The following is a 1,119-nucleotide window of genomic DNA, read 5'->3' as shown; positions in this document are numbered from 1 at the left end:
TCCGATATCTGAGTTGGCGACGAGGGAGGCGGTTGAGCCGATCTTGAGTTTCGGCGACAGCTTGTGGGCTGACAGCGTCTAGGGATTCACCTTTGGGAAAGTCTCGCCGAACCATCTTATTGTGGACCTCGTTGGTGCCGCGCTCGCTGGAACGGTATGGATGCGCATAGTACACGGTGGCCACGCCATCGAGCACCGAGTCTAGGTCGGCAAACTCAGAGCCATTGTCGGCAGTAATTGTTTTAATGACGTCGCCGTACTCCGCAACGATACCGCGCATGGCGTAGTTTACGGAGTCGGCGTCGCGGCCATCAATCAGACGCATGAACTGGAAACGGGACTTGCGTTCGATGAACGTCATAATGACGCTCTCTTGACCATCACGCTTACCCACCACTGTATCTAACTCGAAGTGGCCGAACTCACGGCGACTATCCACACGTTTGGGGCGCTCATCGATACTGCGTCCAGTAAGCAGGCGTTTATGCTTGGTGTTGGCCTTGTGCTTGATGTGGTGGCTGGTCTTCTCCAGCAGATCAATATTCTTGATCTCCAGGAGCTGAGCATCAATGTAGCTGTACAGCGTCGCCGTGCAAACCATCTCCTCGGGTCGATAGAGCTTCTTTTCCTTGGCTCGGCCAACCACGGCGTCTGGGGACCAGCCGTCTTGTTTGAAGTGTTCTGTGAAGTGAGCGATGAAGTCAGCGGCTTGGACGAGCTTGAGAGGTCTGTGGCATCGCCGCCGGTTCTCTTCGTAGCGAAGCTGGGCTGTCTCAGCGCTGTATTCAGTGCGATACACACGCTTGCCATTGACCTTCTGAACCTGATCGATCTGGCCTCGGTTTAGCTCGTTGGCGACGGTTTGCCGGCAGATACCAAGTATGCGTGCAATTTCTCGATTTGACTTCTCCTCTCCATGAAGTGCAGCGATTTTTCCACGTTCGAAAGCAGTCAGATGGTGACCTTTGGTGTGAGACATGATATTCTGTTCTTGCATCAAGACGATACCTCTTTCATTAATTGTGTAGGAACTTTAATGATAACAGGTCGTATCGACTTGGTGTTTTTTATTTTGTCTGAGTGCTAACGATAGTGGCTAACTTGATTGTAAAACGCGGG

The 1,119-nt window shown here is 52.2% G+C and carries 1 protein-coding gene; it reads right to left on the bottom strand.

Going from position 1 to position 1,119, the window contains the following annotated elements; translation table 11 throughout:
* Window positions 1–997 (bottom strand): IS30 family transposase (locus tag ACKTSG_RS14320; protein ID WP_407895701.1); only part of this gene is annotated, 997 nt, incomplete at its 3' end.
* Window positions 998–1,119 lie beyond the last annotated feature (122 nt).

The sequence above is a fragment of the Lacticaseibacillus salsurae genome (assembly GCF_045862175.1).
In the GTDB taxonomy this organism is placed as follows: Bacteria; Bacillota; Bacilli; order Lactobacillales; family Lactobacillaceae; genus Lacticaseibacillus; species Lacticaseibacillus salsurae.
The sequence above is the reverse complement of the archived record's forward strand: the minus strand, read 5'-3'. Positions and strand labels throughout refer to the sequence as shown.